Below are 17743 nucleotides of genomic sequence, written 5' to 3' on the forward strand. Positions count from 1 at the left end.
AGATGAGCAATGTGACGACGAATCCCACCACGTCGGCGGCGCTGACCGTGTTGCGCGGTATCAACAAAGATCTCGATGTCGTGCAGCAGCAGGTTTCGTCCGGTTACCGCATCCAGACGGCGAGCGACGATCCCACCTATTGGTCTATGGCGACCACCATGCGCACGGACCAGAACAGCCTTGCCACGATTACGGACGCGCTAGGCCTCGGTGCGTCCAAGGTCGATACCGCATCCACCGCCATGGATACGGTCGTCAGCCTGTTGACCCAGATTCAGTCCAAGCTGGTTTCGGCAAAGGAACCAGGCACCGACAAGAACGCTATCAACTCCGACATACAGCAGCTCAAGAACCAGTTGCAATCCGTCACCCAGTCGGCATCATTTTCCGGCGAGAACTGGCTCTATAACACGGAGCAGCAACCCTCCACTCAGCAGTCGGTGATCAGCAACTTCACGCGTGGAACGGGCGGCCAGATCAGCTTCACGACGATCAGCTATGACAGTTCCCAGACCTTGATGGTCGATACTGTCAAACCCGAGCGGGGTTTGTTGACGAAGAATGTTGATGCAAGCACCTTCGATGCTTCGAGCAGCGGCAGCAGCACGCCCCGCAATTATTACCTCCTCTCCGCCACCGGCGGCACGACGCCGACGGGCGGAAACGAGATCGCCCTATCGAGCAGCACGACCGATGACGAACTGACCGATATGATCAATGTTACCAACTCGCTCCTGAAGTCGGCAACATCGGCGGATTCGACATTGGGCCTGATGAAGTCGAACATCGACGATCAGTCGGATTATATTTCCAAGCTCAGCGATGCCATCAAGAGCAGCGTCGGCGATCTCGTCGATACGAATATGGAAGAGGCCTCTGCGCGGCAGAGCGCCCTGCAGACGGCGCAGCAGATGGGTGTGCAGGCATTGTCGATCGCCAATAGCATGGCGAGCAAGGTGCTGATTATTCTCCAGTCGAAATGATTGCCGGGCGCCGCCGTCCGATCGGTAATACCGCATCGCATTCATCCTCGCACAAGTTTGGCTGCCTACGGTCCTTCGCAGTGGCTTGGCTGCACAATGTGCCGGTGACATTGGTCCCGGAAGGTGCTGCCTGAGGACGGAAACCGGAAGCGTGATGATCGACGTTTTGAGAATGGGAATGGATCGGCCGGCTGTCGGCATCGACTTGCAGCGTCTCTGCGGCGCGAACGGGGAGATGCGCGCGTGAGCTTGACACTGTCCCGATATCTCAAGGATTTCAGCGCCGAACAGGCCCCGCCGCCCCATGTCGAGGATATGGCGTTTGCGGAACCGGTCGAGTTTGCCGAAAGCCCGCTCGAGCCGGCCGTTGATGTCGAGGCCGAGCGCCGTGTCGCCTATGCGGAAGGGCATGAGGCGGCGACGCAGGAACTGACGCAAAGGCATCAGGCCGAGATCGATGCCATGGCCCAGTCGTTTCGCGCCGAAATGGATGCGCTGCGGATACGCTACGAAGAGCAGGCGGCGGAAAAGATCGCTGCGGATATGACGCGCATCGCCACGATGCTCGGGCAGGCGATCAGCACCGAAGCCGCCGCCATTCTTGCGCCGATCATGACCGAGACGCTGACTGCCAAGGCCGTCGCCGATCTTGCCGAACTGGTCAGGGCCGCGATCCTCGACGGCAGCGCCGGGCCGATCTCTGTCAGCGGTCCGCGTCATCTTTTCGAGGCCCTTCACGATCATCTCGGCGATGACGGAGCGTTATTGCGCCATGTGGAGGCCGACGATGTCGATCTCACCGTTGCGATCGGCGAGAGCGTTCTCGTGACCCGTATGTCCGCCTGGGCCGCTAGCCTGAAAGAGATCCTGAAATGAGCGACGGCGATCAAAATCACGGCAAGCACGAGATCATCATCGTCAAGCGCCACGGCGGCGGCGATCACGAAGGCGGCCATGGCGGCGCGTGGAAAATCGCCTATGCCGACTTCATGACGGCCATGATGGCCTTCTTCCTGGTCATGTGGCTGGTGAACGCTGCCAATGAGGAGACGAAGGCCTCGGTCGCCTCCTATTTCAATCCCATCAAGCTTGCCGACGAGAAGCCGACGGAAAAGGGCCTCAAGAAGCCCGTCGATCAGGCTCAGGGCGAAAAGAATCAGCAGAAGTCCGACAAGCCGCAGGAAAAGCCGAATGACGGCAAATCGGCCAAGACCGGCGAGGACCTGACCTCGACATCGGGCGACCAGACGAACTATTCCGAAGCGGATTTCTTCGAAAACCCCTATTCGGTCCTGGCCGAGATCGCACAGGAGGTCGGGCAGCAGGCCAATGTCAGCGCCAAGGGCGAGGGTGGCGCGGCTCAGTCGGGTCCAGCGACCGGTGCCGATGGCGGCCAAGCCTATCGCGATCCGTTCGATCCGGATTTCTGGACCAAGCAGGTTCAGGTTTCCAGTGCGTCGAAGAAGGCGAACGAGGAACAGTCCGCCAAGTCGGATCAATCGCCCAAGGGCGAAGTCGTGGCATTGTCGAAGGCAACGGCGGCCGATACAGGCCAGCCCGCGGATCGGCCGCAGACGCCCGAGCAGCAGCCGACGGTAAGCGAGCAGCAGGCAACCGGCAAACAGCAGGACAAGCAGACGCAGGCACAACAGGTCGCCAAGGCTTCCGCGCAGAGCGGCGCCTCCGCGCCTGAGGACAATGCCGCTTTGCCGGAGAACAAGGATGTTCAGCCGACGACGGCGCAGCAGCAGGAGGCCAAGGATCTGCAGCAGACCATCCAGGCCGAGATCAAGGGTGTTGCCGGTCAGCTGGCCGAAGGGCTGCAGGTCAGCGCCGCGGAAGGCGGCGTGCTCGTAACGATCTCCGATCAGACAAACGATCCGATGTTCAATATCGGTTCGGCGGTTCCCCGGCGCGAGATGGTGCTGGCGATGGAAAAGATCGGAAAGATCCTGGCGGAACGCAAGGGACCGATCCTGATCCGCGGCCATACCGATGGACGCCCCTATATGGTCGGCGGTCGCAATGACAACTGGCGCCTGTCGCTCGATCGTGCCCAGAGCGCCTATTACATGCTGACGAGCGGCGGGCTGGACGAGAAGCGGATCGTTCAAGTGTCCGGTTTTGCGGACAGGCGTCTGAAACTGCCCAACGATCCCTTCAACGATGCCAACCGCCGTATCGAGATCCTGATCGCTAACCCCTCGAACCAGGCAGCGACGGATCCCGCGGCTTCGGGAACGAAGGCTCCCGCGAAGCCCGCTTCGGGCAAGAGCAAGTCGAGCCAAGGCAAGCAGGGATAGTCCATGGCGCGCAAACAGCATCGTCATCACCTTGCGCTCACGCTCACCCTCGGCATGTTGATGCCGGGGGCTGCAAGCGCTGAGGGGCAGGACAACCTGCCGCTCTACAAGATGCTGCGCTCGCTCGAATTCGTCCAGGATTCCGTTGTTGCCGGCGACAGTTCCGCCGGAGAGATGCAGCGCTTTCTGCTCGCCACCATAGACGAGCGCTTGCGCAATGCGGACAAATCCGTATTCGAGGATAACCGTAACGTCGATGCGGCACTGATCTACACCATGAGCGGCGGCAATCCCGAAACGCTCGAATATTTGATGTCGCGTGACGTCAATGGCAATTTCGACAATCGCGTTGCGGATGTTCTGAGGAAATACCTGAACGGCAAGGGTCTGCTCGTCGTCAACACGCTTGTCGATATCTCCAAGGAATATCGCGACAAGCCGATCGGGTCGTACCTCTCGTTGGTTGCTGGCAATGTCATGTCGGGCAAGAACGCCAAGGCCGCCTTGCCGCTTTACGACTGGGCGCGGCTGATGGCGCCCGGCACGATCGTCGAGGAATCGGCGCTACGCCGCTCGCTGGCTCTCTGCGCCGATGCGGGCATGGTGCCGCAAGGGCTCGATTATGCGCAGCGTTATACGCGGCGCTTCCTGCATTCGCCCTACGCCAGCCAGTTTGCCGATCTTTTCGTGCAACTGGTGGTGGATCACGATTCCGATGTCAAGCAACAGGACATCATCGACATCCTGTCCTTCATGGACCCGCCGAGACAGCGGGAGATCTATCTGCGCATGGCACGCCGTGCCGCGATCGCCGGCAAGGCCGATCTTGCCGCGCTCGCAGCCAACCGCGCCCAGGCGATCTCCAATGACGGCAGCGATGCCTTTGGCGCGCTGGCGAACTTCTATGGCGGCGTGGCGGGCATATCCACGCCTGAATGGAAGTCCGCGATCAACGATGTGAACCAGATGCCGGCGGGCGAACTGAATGCGCGCGACCGGGCTCTGCGCGACGCCGCGAAGGCTGTGGCGGCGGAGATACTGCGCACGCCCGACGCTGCAAGCCTCGGGCAAGGCAATGTTCCTAACTTGCCCAATCAACAGAAGACTGAACACGATGCTGCTGTGACGAATCAATCGGGAGGCCAATCTCCCGGCACGGCGGGTGTTGAGCAGGGAGTCCCGCCAAACGCGGCTCCCGTCCCGGAAGGAGGGCGGCAGGAGGCCGACTCTTCGTTCAACGCATTCGTCACGACGAGCCGCTCGAAGCTGGATGCCATCGACGGCCTGTTGAAGCAGGAAAGTCATTGATATGAACGACATCGGTGTGTCTGGCGCCTCATCGGGGGCGGATATTCTTGCTGTTGCCAAAGGCACTCGCTCAACAAAGCAGGATGACGGCAAGGGTTTTATCGATGCTCTGACCAGTTCGCTCGGCAATGGACGCAAATCCGCCGGTTCGAATACCGGAACCGATGTGGCGACGGATGCGAACACGACAACCGGCGACAATGCGGATGACGACACTGGCGCGGTGAAGACGGCAGCGAGCAATCTCGCCGCGATAACCCTTACCGTCGATGACAGCGCCAATGCCGGAGTTGGAATGATCGATACGTCCGGAGCCAATCTCGCCAATCCCGCCGGCCTTGCCAAGGGCACGAAAGCTTCGCAGCCCGCCGGTGTCGCCTCGCTCTCGAAATCGCTGATCGAGTTGCAGAAGGCAGCCTCCGCGGCTGCCGACGGCGAGGCTATCCCTATTGATGGCGATCAGCCGTCCGCAGCCGCCGATCCCGCCACACCGACAATTGACGCCGGCAAGGTGCAGGTGCCCCCGACGGCGCTCGATCAGCTGACCGAGATCGCGCAGCAACTGGCCGATGCCGCGACGACTAACGGTCAGACGGCGCCGGTCAAGGGCGACGGTAAGATGCCCGCCGTGAAGGATGGAAAGGATGTCCAGTCCACGGATGACGGTAAGTCTGCATCGACGCAAGGCAGCCAGCCGGCCAATACGATTTCTGATGCATGGTCGCTGCTGAACGTCGCGCAGCCTATCGTGGCGACGCAGGTCAGCACGACCCGGGCCAGCACAATCCAGGCCAGCACGATGCTGGCGGGCAAGACAATAGACGATGCCAAGGTCCAGATATTGCCATCAGGCAAAGCTGCCCTCGCGGACGCCTCGGACACGGCCTTGACGCTGCCAGACGACGGCAAGGGAGCGGATGCCGCGCAAACATTCCGTCTGACGCGGGCGGATGGCCGTGGCAGCGCGCTCGACCTGTCGATCAGCAAGAGCGGCGATGACGTTGCCGATGTCAAAGTCGGTGCTGCTGCGGGCGGCGATGCGGTGGCGGTCACCGTGCTGGATTCGCGCCGCTATCTCGGGCTTGCCGCCAATTCCAACTCGGCACTCGTTGCTGGAACCCTGGCGGGCGACCACGAATGGTCGGCGGCGATGCAGCCAGGCTCGGCGCTCTCCAATGCCGCGAACCTGACCAGCACCGGCAAGGTCGTCAATACGCTGAAGATCCAGCTGCGCCCCGACAATCTCGGCGACGTGACGGCAACGATGCGGCTCTCCGGAGACCAGCTGAGCGTCGACCTGAAGGTTCAGACGAGCGAAGCCTACAGGCAGCTTCACGCCGATCAAAGCCGCATGGTCGATGCATTGCGCGCACAAGGCTATCAGGTCGACAATATCACCGTCTCCATGGCGTCCAATGCCGACCAGCAGTCGGATAGCGGGCGCAATTCCGGATCGAACCAGCCACAGCAGCAGTCCCTTTTCAACCAGGGACAGGGGGGCGACGCACGCCCCAGAGGCCAGAACTATTCAGGGCAGCAGGCAAATGGAAACGATGGCAATCGCAGTTCGGGTGAGCGCGGTGTTGAGGACGGCGCTGCTGGTGGCGTGCAGCGTTCTCGCTCTGGGGCGGTTTACCTCTGAGGCACATGCCTCGGGCAATCCGGCGCCGCCTGACAATGGTGCCGTCGGTCTTTGCGAACGCGAAATCCAGTCTGCCGCCGCGAAATACGGAATACCGGAAGGGATTCTTTATTCGGTGGGTCTAACGGAAACGGGTCGCAAAGGATCGCTCTATCCCTACGCTCTCAATGTGGAGGGACGTCCGATCTTTCCGCCATCCGAGGACGCCGCCCTGCAGATATTCGCCGCCGCACGGCAGAACGGGGCAAAGCTTATCGATGTCGGCTGCATGCAGATCAATCAGTATTTCCACGGCGAAAACTTTACATCCGTCAACGCCATGTTCGACCCGCGCAGCAATGTCGAGTACGCCGCAAAGTTTCTCCGCAATCTGCATGACAGGCATGAGACCTGGACAATGGCGGTAGCTAGATACCATGCCGGCCCGAACAATGACCCGGCCCAGAAGGTCTATGTCTGCCGTGTGATCGCTAACCTGGTCGCCACAGGCTACGGAAAATGGACGCCCAATGCGGCGACGTTCTGCCGGGAATAAGCAATTATAGGTTGCATACCCTCTCCGGTTAGCCGGCGCTAACCCAATCGAAGCGGTTGACTGCCGTCGATTTGCCTAAAATGCGCATGTTAATAATACGTCCGCTAACAACTTTTTTATCGGTGTAAAACGCCGGCCACCTACTATATCTAGTGCAAATCGCCCCTATAAAGTTAATCAATTATTAATTTCTGCCACTCATTTCCGACAGTTGTTCGTGATTCGCCCGATTCGTACCCATAGATCATCGAAACACCACACTGATTCGGAGGCGGACGAATGATCGTAGTGGTTGATGAGCGAGAGCTCGTTAAGGACGGATATACATCACTGTTTGGACGCGAGGGCATCCCTTCGACGGGATTTGATCCGCGTGAATTCGGCGAATGGGTGACGACGGCAGCAGAGGGCGATATTGCTGCGGTGGAAGCCTTTCTGATCGGACAGGGTCAGCAGGTGCATGAGCTTCCAAGGGCGATTCGCGACCGGACGGCAGCACCTGTTATCGCGGTTAGCGACCAGCCCTCGCTGGAAGCCACGCTTGCACTTTTCGATTGTGGCGTCGACGATGTCGTGCGCAAGCCGGTGCATCCTCGCGAAATTCTTGCCAGGGCCGCGGCGATCCGCCGCCGGTTGAAGGCGATCAGCAACTATACCGATATCGGCCCCATTCGCGTCTTTGCAGATGGGCGCGATCCGGAAATCAACGGTTCCGTATTCGCCTTGCCGCGCCGCGAGCGCCGCATCCTCGAATATTTGATCGCCAATCGCGGTCGCCGTGTGACGAAGACCCAGATCTTCAACGCCATCTACGGCATCTTCGATGAGGAAGTCGAAGAGAACGTCGTCGAAAGCCATATTTCGAAGCTGCGCAAGAAGCTGCGCAAGAAGCTCGGCTTCGACCCGGTCGATTCGAAGCGCTTCCTCGGCTACTGCATCGACTGGAGCTGATGCTCCGGTCGCGCATCCCCGTACTAAACCCATGAACAGGCCCGAGAATCAGCTGATTCTCGGGCCTGTTCCTTTTCGGTTGCCTGATCGGCACGGCGCCGGAAGGTACGCTGTTCCTTACCATTTCGGTGCACGGCAGTCCGTAGCATGATCGCCCGATGGCGCTGTTGACGAAGCTTTTCGCGATGATCGGTTTTTCGTCCTCTCAGACAGCTTCACGCAAGGCCCGCCACCTACTCTCAGTCGTATGAAGGATAACGAGGATTCCAGATGAGGAATTTCGGCAGCATGAAGACTGCACTTGCGGAAGCGGATGCGCAGGCGGTTCGCCTCGGCGCCGTTTTTGGCGGCTGTGTCGGTGTAACGCCGGTCCGCCGTGCTATCTCTGCAGGCGACGGTGCTCTCGTCTTGCGCAATGTTTGCGGGAGGGTGGCGCCGGTTCGTTCCGGTGATCGTCCATCTGCCAATGAAAATCTGGTCTATTTCGCCGGCCTTGCTCTGACAGGCTATTCCGACACTTCCTGCGCGCCTTCGGCCAATCTGCCGCGCTAAAACGAATAGGGTATCGAGTCAGTCATGTCGCTCACAACAGCTCTCAATAACGCGCAGGCAATATTCAACAATACCGGCACGCAGAGCAGCGTCGTGTCGAACAATATCGCCAATGCCAACAACACGAATTATTCGCGTCGTCAGGCGGTGGTGACGACCAATATGGCTGGTGCTCAGGTAGTGCAGATCGCCCGCAGCAGCGAACCGGCTTTACAGAAGGCCTATCTCAGCTCGGCCTCGTCGGATTCGGCACAGCAGCTGCTGCTGAATGCCTACAGCAACCTTCAGTCGGCCACGCTTGGTGGCAACGACAACGAGATCGCGCCGGCGACCTATTTGTCGGCATTTCAGGATGCGATGCAGAATTATGCGGGATCGCCATCCAACGCGACGGCGGCGCAATCTGCGATCAATGCGGCCCAGAGCCTGGCGACATCGCTCAACAATGCCACGGCGGCAGTGCAGAGCGCCCGTACCGACGCCGACAAGCAGATCAGCTCCGACGTCGATACGCTGAACAGCCTGCTCAAGCAGTTCCAGACCGCCAACGACGCGGTGAAATCGGCAACGACCACGGCTGGCCCGACATCGAGCGCCCTTGCCGATGCAATGGACCAGCGCGACTCGATCCTGAACCAGATTTCGAAGATCGTCGGCGTGACAACCGTGACGCGCGGCAACAACGATATGGCGCTTTACACCACGAGCGGAACAACATTGTTCGAGACCATTCCGCGCTCGGTGACGTTCCAGCCGACAGGTACCTACACGGCAGACACGGCAGGCAACAGCGTTTACATCGATGGCGTTGCGCTGACTCCAGGCCAGGGCGCGAATACGACGGCACAAGGCACGCTTCAGGCGGCACTTCAGATTCGCGATGATGTCGCGCCGACCTATCAGAAGCAGCTTGATGAAATGGCTCGAGGGCTGGTTACCGTCTTTGCGGAAACGAACAGCGATTCTTCAAAACCGACTCTGCCTGGCCTGTTCACCTGGAGCGGTGGCACCGTTCCGGCCAGCGGTACGGCAGTCACGGGCTTGGCGGGCTCGATAGCCGTTAATTCGAAATTAATCACGTCTCAAGGTGGTGACCCGACGTTGCTGCGTGATGGTGGTATTAATAACGATAGTACTACTGGTGAAACCGGTTATACCAAGAATACCAGCGGCGACAGTGGATATTCCACCCAGCTTGATGGCTTTATCACTGCCATGAATACGAAGATGGCGTTCGATCCTGCCGCTGGCTCCGACACCAATGCCACGCTCATGGATTATTCGGCGAGCTCCATCGGTTGGCTCGAGGGCCAGCGCAGCACGGCAACGACGGCTGGGGAAAATACCTCTGCTGCTCTCTCGCGCTCCTCGAGCGCCTATTCGAATGCGACGGGCGTCAATCTCGATGAAGAACTGACGCTGATGATGGATATCGAGCAGTCCTATAAGGCTGGAACGAAGATATTGAACACCGTCAACGAAATGCTCCAATCGGTACTGGATATTGTGAGATAAGCCATGAAACTTTCTTTCATTTCGAGCACGGCCATTCAGAACGCGATGCGCCAGACGATCCGTCAGGCGCAGAACGAGATGACGAGCGCTTCGACGGAGGCCACCACCGGCGTCTATGCCGATATCGGGGTCGCGCTCGGCAGCAGCACATCGCTCAACGTGAATCTGACACGGGAAGTTTCGCGCATCGACTCCATCCTCAGCAGCAATTCCATTGCGAACCAGCGTATGACGACGTCGCAAACCGCCTTGACCGGCATGGGCACACAGGCGCAGAACCTGATGGACCAGCTTGTGGCGCTGAGCGGCAACACCGACGGCAGCAGCGTCGCCCTGGCGCAGCAGACTGCGACGTCGACCCTGTCGAGCGTCATTGCATCGGCCAATACGATGGTGAATGGCGAGTATCTTTTTGCCGGAACCAATACCGACGTCCAGCCGATGACGGATAATTCCTCTGCAACGAACGCGGATATTCAGGCGCAGCTTGCGACTTACATGGCAAATCTATCTCCGCCGGTAACCGCACAGACCATATCAGCGAGCCAGATAACGGATTTCATCACCAATACCGTCGCGCCGATGTTCACGTCCGACAGCGGCTGGTCGAGCTGGTCGAGCGCTTCCGATCAGAATATGACGAGCCGCATCAATAATTCGGAAGTCATCGAAACCTCGACGAACTCGAATTCGTCCGGCATGAGGTATCTGGCACTGGCGACCAGCGTGACCAATGCACTAATGGGTACGCCGCCCGGCCTCAATCAAAGCGCGGTGAATGCCGTCACGCAGCAGGCCATCAGTTATACGCGCCAGTCGATCGACGGGTTGAATAGTCAGGCAAGCCAGCTCGGCCTCTCGCAGTCGCGCCTGTCGGACGCGAATACGACGCTGAACTCCCAGAAGACTATTCTCAATACCAGTATCGGCGACTTGACCGGAGTCGATCCCTACGAGGCGTCGACCAAGGTCAACAGTCTCCAGACACAACTCGAAACGGCTTACACGATTGTTTCAAAGATCCAGCAGTTAAGCCTTGTAAATTACCTTTGATGATCAAAGGGAAGTAATGACCAGGAAGGATGCATGAATGTATCAGTTCTCATATGCGGAAGTCATGCAGGATGCAGTGGCCGACGCCAAGGAACGAGAACGACAAGTTCTGGACCGGTCGGTAGCTCTTCTCTCTGCGGCCCGTGATGCGGGGAAATACGGCCGCGAAGCGATCGAGGCTCTCTTCTATACGCGACGCCTATGGATAAGCTTTGTCGAGGATCTCAAAAGCCCGGAGAACCAGCTCAACGTCGAGCTGCGCGCCAATCTGATTTCGATCGCCATCTGGATATTGAAGGAATGCGAACGGATCAGGCGGCGCCAGTCGGAAAACTATCAAGGCATCATCGATGTCACCACCATCATCAGGGATGGACTTAAATGAAAAGTACGCTTCGCATATCGCTTAAAGCCGGGGAAAAGATCTTTATCAACGGGGCCGTCCTGCGCGTCGATCGCAAGGTTGCTCTGGAATTCCTGAATGACGTGACATTCCTGCTCGAGAACCACGTGCTCCAGCCGGAGGACGCGACGACGCCCTTGCGTCAGCTCTATTTCATCGCGCAGATGATTCTCATCAATCCGGAAGGCAAGGAACAGTCGACGGCGATGTTCCGCAAGTCGATCGTCATGCTGCTGTCGTGCTTCCACAATGAGGAAGTGCTGGCCGAGCTGAAACGCATCGACGGCCTCGTCGCCACCGGCCGCGCTTTCGATGCGCTGAAGGCGATTCGCAGCCTGTATCCGATCGAGGACCATATTCTGAACAGCCAGGAAATGCCGGCGGCCACGATCGAGCACATCCGCCGGGAGATCGCCCCATGGCAGCGGTAGACGGCGTCGGCAGCAGCACCAGCACCAACACCTCCAACACCGCCAACAATGCTGCCGCCGCATCCGCAAAGGCGACCTTGAACTATAACGATTTCCTGCAACTCCTCATCGCGCAGATGAAGAATCAGGATCCGACCAGTCCGATGGATGCCAGCCAGCAGATTTCCCAGCTCGCCAGTTTTTCGCAGGTCGAGCAGCAGATCCAGACGAACTCGCATCTGGAAACCGTGCTGCAGAACCAGTGGATCTCGCAGGCTTCCGATTATATCGGCAAGCAGATCATGAGCGCCGACGGCAAGACCACCGGCACGATCAAACAGGTAAGCGTCTATACGGACGGTATCATCGCCGAAACAAATGCCGGCGACAAGATTCTGATCCAGGCCGGCGTGACGATCGCTCCGGCAGGCACGACCATTGATACCTCGGCCACGTCGAGTGATAGTAGCAGCAGTGATTCGTCGAATACGGATCAGACCAGCGGCACATGATGTGCCGCTGAACCGGGAGTGGACAGGTTATGAATGAAGCTGATGCCTTGGATATTTTCCAGGCTGCTATCTGGACGGTGCTTGTGGCTTCCGGTCCGGCTGTCGTCGCCGCCATGGTCGTCGGTCTGGTGATCGCGCTGATTCAGGCGCTCACCCAGGTGCAGGAGGCGACCTTGACCTTCGTGCCGAAGATCGTCGCCGTCATGGTCACGATCGGCGTCTCGGCACCGTTCGTCGGCGCGCAGATTTCGATCTTCACCAATCTCGTCTTCTCCCGCATCCAATCGGGTTTCTAAGGTAAGTCTGAAGGCCATTTCGGCCTCCGGATCGCGCGCATCGATGGCAACGGCCATGCTCGCGCAAGCTTCGACCTTTAGAGGTCGGTTCCCATAGGGCAGACGGCTCGGCCGTTTGCCACCTCTCATGAAGAGACGGAACCGGTCGATGGCACAACCACCCGCAATAGCACTTCCCAAAGCCAATCCCAGCATACGCGATATCGGGTTTGCCCTCGGTATCATGGTCATCCTGTGCGTGCTGTTCCTGCCGATCCCGCCGTTTCTGATCGACCTTGGACTGGCTTTCTCGATCGCGTTCTCCGTGCTGATCCTCATGGTGGCGCTCTGGATCAAGAAGCCGCTGGAATTCTCGTCTTTCCCGACGATCCTGCTGATCGCGACGATGACGCGTCTGGCGCTGAACATCGCCACGACCCGCGTCATCCTTTCGCACGGCTATGAAGGGCATGATGCCGCCGGCGGCGTCATCGCCGGCTTTTCCAGCCTGGTCATGTCCGGCGATTTCGTCATCGGTCTGATCGTCTTCCTGATCCTCATCACCATCAACTTCATCGTCATCACCAAGGGTGCGACGCGTATCGCCGAAGTCGGCGCCCGCTTCACTCTCGATGCCATCCCCGGCAAGCAGATGGCGATCGATGCCGATCTTTCCGCCGGCCTCATCGACGAGAAGGAAGCGCAGCGCCGCCGCCGCGAACTGGAAGAGGAAAGCTCCTTCTTCGGCGCGATGGACGGTGCCTCCAAGTTCGTGCGCGGCGACGCGGTTGCCGGCCTTCTGATTACCTGCATCAACGTCTTCGGCGGCATCATTATCGGCTATTTCCGTCATGGCATGCCGATCGGCCAGGCTGCCGACGTTTTCGTGAAGCTCTCCGTCGGCGACGGTCTGGTTTCGCAGATGCCGGCGCTCATCGTCTCTCTTGCTGCCGGCCTTCTCGTTTCGCGCGGCGGCACCTCCGGCTCTACCGACCAGGCCGTCGTCAACCAGCTGAGCGGCTATCCGCGCGCGCTCGCCGTCTCGGCGGTTCTCATGGGCATCCTGGCCATCATGCCTGGCATGCCTTTCCTTCCCTTCGTTTTCCTTGGCGGCCTGATGGCCGCCGGCGCCTGGTTCATTCCGCGCCAGATCGAAGCCGAGAACAAGCTTCGCCGCGATGCTGAAGAGCAGAAGGTGATGCAGACGAAGGAAATGGAAAAGGATTCTGTCAAGTCGGTTCTGAAGACTGCCGAAATCGAACTGGCGCTCGGCAAGATCGTCTCCACCCGCCTGCTCGGCGCTCACCAGGAGCTGGCCTTCCGCGTCGGCAAGATGCGTAAGAAGTTCGCGACGCAATACGGCTTCGTCGTGCCGGAGATCAAGGTGATCGACGACATGGCGATTGCCGATAAGTCGTATCAGATCCGCATCCACGGCACGACGATCGCCTCCAACATGCTGCGCGTCGGCGAAGTGCTTGTCGTCACCGGTTCCGGCCGCAAGCCGACCGTTCCGGGCGACGAGATTCGCGAGCCCGCTTTCGGCATGCCCGCCGTCTCCGTTCTCGAAGCCTTTACCGAGGATCTGAAGCGCGAGGGTTTCCAGCCGATCGACAACGTCTCGGTCGTGCTCACCCATATGAGCGAAGTCATCCGCAACAACCTGCCGGCATTGCTGTCCTACAAGGACGTCAAGATCCTGATCGAGCGTCTCGATCCGGAATACAAGAAGCTCGCCGACGAAATCTGCTCGTCGCATATGTCCTATTCCGGCCTGCAGGCCGTGCTGAAGCTGTTGCTCGCCGAGCGTGTTTCCATCCGCAACCTGCATCTCATCCTCGAAGCGGTCGCCGAACTCGCGCCGCATGTGCGCAAGACCGAGCAGATCGTCGAGCACGTGCGCGTACGCATGGCGCAGCAACTCTGCGGCGATCTGGCCGATAACGGCGTGCTGCGCGTCCTCAGACTCGGCAGCAAATGGGATCTGATTTTCCACCAGGCGCTGAAGCGCGACCAGAAGGGCGAAATCGTCGAATTCGACATCGACCCGCGCAGCCTGGAAGAGTTCAGCGAGCAGGCCGGCAAAGTTATCCGTGAATACATGGACCGGGGCATGCCCTTCGTTCTTGTCACGTCGCCGGAAACGCGCTCCTATGTGCGCATGATCATCGAACGCCTGTTCGCGACGCTTCCGGTCCTGTCGCATGTGGAATTGGCCAAGGGGATCGAGATCAAGATTCTAGGTTCGATTTCATGATTTCAGACCCGCAGGGGACCATTCTGGCGCTGTTCGTCGCCTTCTGCCGCATCGGCGGCTGCATGATGGTCCTCCCGGGATTTTCCTCCGGTCGCGTTCCCCCGCAGATCAGGCTGCTGCTTTCGGCGGCTCTGACGATGGCGATCCTGCCGCTGCTCTGGAACACGATCTATCCGCAGGTATCGAAGGGCGATGCGAACTATATCGGCCTCATCTTTACCGAAACCGTCATCGGATTGATGTATGGGATGATGGCGAGGATCTATACGCTGGGCCTGCAATTCACCGGCACGGTCATATCGATGATGATCGGATTCAACGCGCCCGGCGGCGCCGACATCATCGAGGAATCGAACGAAACATCGCTCACCAGCCTCGTCAGCTTTTGCGGACTGATGATTCTCTTCATTATGGATTTTCACCATTATGTTTTGCAGGCGCTGGTCGATTCCTATTCGGTCATTCCCTTCGGCGGCCACATTGAGCCGCGCGCCGCGCTGATCTCGATTACGGATACGCTGGAGACGACCTTCTTCATCATGCTGCGGCTGGCAAGCCCCTTCGTGCTCTACGGCCTGATGTTCCAGATTTCGATCGGTTTCATCAACAAGCTGGCACCGCAGATACCGATCTATTTCATTTCCACGCCGTATCTGCTGATGGGAGGGCTGTTCATGCTCTATCTCAGCATCGCGGCTCTGGTCAGTCAGTTTTCAAGTGCGTTCCTCACCGTCTTTAACGGACATTAGCCCGTAGGCGGACAGATGACGAAGCCCGAACCGGGCAGAGCCGGCGAAAGCAGCCGGCGGGTAGGTAGACGATGGCGGAGAAAAACCGCTCCGAAAAACTGAAGCGCCTGGTCGCGGTGCAGCGCCATCTGGAACGGATGGCGGAAAACGAGCTTGCCGATACGACCCGGCAGCGCGCCGAAGTGACGGAAGCGATGGAGCGGGTCATGGTTGCCATCGGTTCGGTCGATCCCGTGCACATGGCATTCTCGATCCATTACGCCGAGCGTTACGGCCGCCTGATGATCCGGGATCAGCAGCTGGAAAGCATCCAGACGCTCATTCAGATGAAGGTCCAGCAGGAGCGCACCAAGGCCGATAGGCTGGAAGAGCACATGAAGGATGCGCGCGAGCTCGAATTGCGAGAATCGGACGACAATGCCGTCTACGATATCATCGATCAGCGTTTCGCCGGCGCAACGCCAGCCTCCAGCAAGGTTCAAAAATAATAATCATCGCGATCATGGAGCGGGATTCGCATCGTTGGGTTGCCGACCTGCTCTGACAGTTTGATTCGACATGTCCTGAAATGGGCGCTGAGCCGCGCATTTTGAGGATATGCGAGAGCAGAAGGAGACGTGACGTGGCTATTTCGCCTCCGAGTGATTTGGTCCTCGATGTCGTCAAGGCGGCAAATCCCGCCGATGTCGAGGCCGCGCAGGCCAAGCTTGCTGCCAATCGGGCCGCTTTCGCCGCCACCAGCCTGGCCGAAAACGGCAATGGTTTCGGCGCGACGGTGGATGCGATGAACAGCGCCGCCACCCAGGCGGGCCTCGCCAACGCCAATACCCATGTGGCCGGGACCAAGGTCCCGCAGGCCTATCGCAAGTTCGAGTCCATGGTGCTGCAGAACTTCGTGAAGAACATGCTGCCGAGCAGCGAGACGCTCTACGGCAAGGGTTCCGCCGGCGAAATCTGGAAGGGCATGATGGCCGAGCAGCTGGGCGATACGATCTCCAAGAATGGCGGCGTGGGCATCGCCGAGAAAATGTACAAGGAGCAGGTCGACAAAATGCGCAATGCTGGCGCCATCCACTCCGCGACCGATGAGAATGACAAGAAGATGGCACTCAGTGCGATTACCGATTTTCAGCGCAAGACGCTGGCCGCCGCCGATGCCGATAACGACGGCAACAACAGCATCACCAACCAGAATTCGTTGACGTCCCAGAAAGCATGAGCGAGGTAACAAACATGGAAATGATGTCGCAGGACTATCGGATCAAGTCTGTCCTTGGCCGCCTGGAGATGATCATCGACAATGAGAACAACCGGATCGGCGCCGACCCGGAATTCGATCTCAAGGTATCGAACGCACACAAGAGCCGCTGCCTTTACGAATTGTCGATGCTGTTTCGCGATACCGATCCGGCCGATCTCGCCGCCGCCCATATCGAGCAGCTGCATGATCTGAAGAAGAAGCTGGTTCTGAACGCCCGCCGCGTCGAGGCTCATCTCGAGGCCGTGCGCGCCGTCGCCGAGATTTTGAAGAATGCCGTGCAGAATGCCGATGCGGATGGCACCTATTCGCAGGAGCAATTCCGCGTCCGTGAGGCCGGATGATCAAGCTCGTTATCACCGGCCTGTGGGTCTGCGCCGTAACATTGGCCTCGGTCTATTTTTCGGTGCAGGTGGCGACGGCGCCCGCGATCAGTCCTGATGACGCCAAGAAGGCGCAGCGGGAGCTCGTCAAGGGCGAGTCGATCAATGTCCCCGTTATCTCCAACGGCCAGGTGACCGGCTATTTCCTGACGCGCATTTCCTTCATGATGGAAAAGGGCAAGGCGAATGCTCTGCAGATTCCCCTGCCGGAGCTGACGACGGACGAACTTTTTTCGCTGCTGATCGGCAACAAGACGATCGATATTTCGCATACGCAGAATTTCGACGTTGCCGCCTTCCGTGCCGATCTGAAGAAGCGGATGAACGAGCGGCTCGGCGGTGATTACGTCGCCGACGTGCTGATCGAACAACTTGACTATCTCTCCAAGGAAGAAACCCACGGTGGGGAAAGCGTGGGCAAGAGAACGGTCAAGCCTGTCAAGATCGTGCAGGATGCGGCCAAGGACAAGGTGCCGGTCGAGTAATATCTCCCGGCCGGAAGATGCCGATTCACGCAGGATGTAAGCAATATCTTATATTCCGCAAGTATGCTTAACAGATCCCTGATGACATCCGGCAAATCCAACCTTCCTTCCTAACGGAAAGTTGGATTTGTCTTGCTATAAACTCCTCCAAGCCATGCCTCCCAGTCGC

At 58.9% G+C, this 17743-nt stretch carries 20 protein-coding genes; all 20 read left to right on the plus strand.

The features are described from left to right. Positions 1 to 2: 2 nt before the first annotated feature. The 20 genes from I8E17_RS01370 to I8E17_RS01465 all read left to right on the plus strand — a co-directional run bounded on the left by I8E17_RS01370 (position 3) and on the right by I8E17_RS01465 (position 17574). Positions 3 to 983: a flagellin gene (locus I8E17_RS01370; protein ID WP_069611393.1), complete on the plus strand. Its 981-nt coding sequence runs from the start codon at positions 3 to 5 to the stop codon at positions 981 to 983. Positions 984 to 1226: 243 nt separating this feature from the next. After that, positions 1227 to 1859, plus strand: a complete 633-nt coding sequence (locus tag I8E17_RS01375) for a hypothetical protein (protein WP_069611324.1) — start codon at positions 1227 to 1229, stop codon at positions 1857 to 1859. Beyond that, positions 1856 to 3286 carry a MotB family protein gene (locus I8E17_RS01380; protein ID WP_069611325.1) on the plus strand — a complete coding sequence of 477 codons (1431 nt, stop codon included), beginning with the start codon at positions 1856 to 1858 and terminating at the stop codon, positions 3284 to 3286. Before I8E17_RS01375 ends, I8E17_RS01380 begins: the two co-directional genes overlap by 4 nt. Positions 3287 to 3289: 3 nt before the next feature. Next, a complete protein-coding gene (gene motC, locus I8E17_RS01385) occupies positions 3290 to 4594 on the plus strand; it encodes a chemotaxis protein MotC (RefSeq protein ID WP_069611326.1) in 1305 nt (434 codons plus the stop codon). A 1-nt stretch (position 4595) separates the two neighbouring features. Further along, positions 4596 to 6236, plus strand: a complete 1641-nt coding sequence (locus I8E17_RS01390; RefSeq protein WP_069611327.1) for a flagellar hook-length control protein FliK — start codon at positions 4596 to 4598, stop codon at positions 6234 to 6236. Continuing rightward, positions 6178 to 6771, plus strand: coding sequence for a lytic transglycosylase domain-containing protein (locus tag I8E17_RS01395; RefSeq protein WP_069611328.1), 594 nt, complete (start codon positions 6178 to 6180; stop codon positions 6769 to 6771). Before I8E17_RS01390 ends, I8E17_RS01395 begins: the two co-directional genes overlap by 59 nt. Positions 6772 to 7050: 279 nt before the next feature. After that, entirely contained in the window at positions 7051 to 7722 is a 672-nt protein-coding gene (locus tag I8E17_RS01400) for a winged helix-turn-helix domain-containing protein (protein WP_069611329.1), read from the plus strand. A 288-nt stretch (positions 7723 to 8010) separates the two neighbouring features. Next, on the plus strand, positions 8011 to 8274 hold the full coding sequence (locus I8E17_RS01405) for a hypothetical protein (RefSeq protein ID WP_141720028.1): 264 nt from the start codon (positions 8011 to 8013) through the stop codon (positions 8272 to 8274). A gap of 24 nt (positions 8275 to 8298) precedes the next feature. Beyond that, positions 8299 to 9789 (plus strand): flagellar hook-associated protein FlgK, encoded by a 1491-nt coding sequence (gene flgK / locus I8E17_RS01410; RefSeq protein WP_069611331.1) that lies wholly within the window; start codon positions 8299 to 8301, stop codon positions 9787 to 9789. A 3-nt stretch (positions 9790 to 9792) separates the two neighbouring features. Then, positions 9793 to 10842 (plus strand): flagellar hook-associated family protein, encoded by a 1050-nt coding sequence (locus I8E17_RS01415; protein WP_069611332.1) that lies wholly within the window; start codon positions 9793 to 9795, stop codon positions 10840 to 10842. Positions 10843 to 10879: 37 nt separating this feature from the next. Continuing rightward, a complete protein-coding gene (gene flaF, locus I8E17_RS01420) occupies positions 10880 to 11227 on the plus strand; it encodes a flagellar biosynthesis regulator FlaF (RefSeq protein WP_069611333.1) in 348 nt (115 codons plus the stop codon). Continuing rightward, a complete protein-coding gene (flbT, locus tag I8E17_RS01425) occupies positions 11224 to 11676 on the plus strand; it encodes a flagellar biosynthesis repressor FlbT (protein WP_069611334.1) in 453 nt (150 codons plus the stop codon). Before flaF ends, flbT begins: the two co-directional genes overlap by 4 nt. Further along, a complete protein-coding gene (gene flgD / locus I8E17_RS01430; protein ID WP_069611335.1) occupies positions 11664 to 12167 on the plus strand; it encodes a flagellar hook assembly protein FlgD in 504 nt (167 codons plus the stop codon). Before flbT ends, flgD begins: the two co-directional genes overlap by 13 nt. Before the next feature lie 29 nt (positions 12168 to 12196). After that, a complete protein-coding gene (gene fliQ, locus I8E17_RS01435; RefSeq protein ID WP_069611336.1) occupies positions 12197 to 12463 on the plus strand; it encodes a flagellar biosynthesis protein FliQ in 267 nt (88 codons plus the stop codon). 148 nt (positions 12464 to 12611) lie between these two features. Further along, positions 12612 to 14699 carry a flagellar biosynthesis protein FlhA gene (flhA, locus tag I8E17_RS01440; protein WP_069611337.1) on the plus strand — a complete coding sequence of 696 codons (2088 nt, stop codon included), beginning with the start codon at positions 12612 to 12614 and terminating at the stop codon, positions 14697 to 14699. Beyond that, the gene (gene fliR / locus I8E17_RS01445) at positions 14696 to 15448 is read left to right on the plus strand and encodes a flagellar biosynthetic protein FliR (protein ID WP_069611338.1); all 753 of its coding nucleotides are present in this window, start codon (positions 14696 to 14698) and stop codon (positions 15446 to 15448) included. The genes flhA and fliR overlap by 4 nt, the downstream gene beginning before the upstream one ends. 71 nt (positions 15449 to 15519) lie before the next feature. Further along, positions 15520 to 15936 (plus strand): hypothetical protein, encoded by a 417-nt coding sequence (locus I8E17_RS01450; RefSeq protein ID WP_069611339.1) that lies wholly within the window; start codon positions 15520 to 15522, stop codon positions 15934 to 15936. A 134-nt stretch (positions 15937 to 16070) separates the two neighbouring features. Beyond that, positions 16071 to 16667 carry a rod-binding protein gene (locus I8E17_RS01455; RefSeq protein WP_069611340.1) on the plus strand — a complete coding sequence of 199 codons (597 nt, stop codon included), beginning with the start codon at positions 16071 to 16073 and terminating at the stop codon, positions 16665 to 16667. Between the two features lie 14 nt (positions 16668 to 16681). Then, positions 16682 to 17050: a hypothetical protein gene (locus tag I8E17_RS01460; protein WP_069611341.1), complete on the plus strand. Its 369-nt coding sequence runs from the start codon at positions 16682 to 16684 to the stop codon at positions 17048 to 17050. Beyond that, on the plus strand, positions 17047 to 17574 hold the full coding sequence (locus I8E17_RS01465) for a hypothetical protein (protein ID WP_069611342.1): 528 nt from the start codon (positions 17047 to 17049) through the stop codon (positions 17572 to 17574). The genes I8E17_RS01460 and I8E17_RS01465 overlap by 4 nt, the downstream gene beginning before the upstream one ends. Positions 17575 to 17743: the final 169 nt, after the last annotated feature.

Source organism: Rhizobium sp. AB2/73 (genome assembly GCF_020871915.1).
Lineage (GTDB): Bacteria > Pseudomonadota > Alphaproteobacteria > Rhizobiales > Rhizobiaceae > Rhizobium > Rhizobium dioscoreae.